Source organism: Stenotrophomonas sp. GW821-FHT02D01 (assembly GCF_059421765.1).
This window is the reverse complement of record NZ_JBWKVP010000023.1, coordinates 1-792: the sequence shown is the minus strand read 5'-3', so window position 1 is coordinate 792 and position 792 is coordinate 1. Positions and strand designations below refer to the sequence as shown.

Below are 792 nucleotides of genomic sequence, written 5' to 3'. Positions count from 1 at the left end.
GCGTTGCAAAGAGACGCGCCTGAGCGCCTGCCTCTCGTTTGGTCTTGTGACGTAGCGTGCACTTGGATCTATCGACATGTCATGTCGGCCAAGGCAACTTGAGGTTATATGGTCAAGCCTCTCGGATCATTAGTATCAGTTAGCTCAATACATTGCTGTACTTACACACCTGACCTATCAACCACGTAGTCTACATGGTTCCTTCAGGGGGCTTGTGCCCCGGGAGATCTCATCTTGAGGCGCGCTTCCCGCTTAGATGCTTTCAGCGGTTATCGCTTCCGAACATAGCTACCCGGCAATGCCACTGGCGTGACAACCGGAACACCAGAGGTTCGTCCACTCCGGTCCTCTCGTACTAGGAGCAGCCCCTCTCAAATCTCCAACGCCCATGGCAGATAGGGACCGAACTGTCTCACGACGTTCTGAACCCAGCTCGCGTACCACTTTAAATGGCGAACAGCCATACCCTTGGGACCGACTACAGCCCCAGGATGTGATGAGCCGACATCGAGGTGCCAAACACCGCCGTCGATATGAACTCTTGGGCGGTATCAGCCTGTTATCCCCGGAGTACCTTTTATCCGTTGAGCGATGGCCCTTCCATACAGAACCACCGGATCACTAAGTCCTAGTTTCCTACCTGCTTGATCCGTCGATCTTGCAGTCAAGCACGCTTATGCCTTTGCACACAGTGCGCGATGTCCGACCGCGCTGAGCGTACCTTCGAGCTCCTCCGTTACTCTTTAGGAGGAGACCGCCCCAGTCAAACTACCCACCATACACGGTCCCCGA

At 54.8% G+C, this 792-nt stretch carries 1 rRNA gene; it reads right to left on the bottom strand.

What is annotated here, in order from left to right:
* Nucleotides 1–108 precede the first annotated feature (108 nt).
* Nucleotides 109–792: ribosomal RNA gene (locus AC07UW_RS20775) — 23S ribosomal RNA — on the bottom strand; the annotation flags it as partial.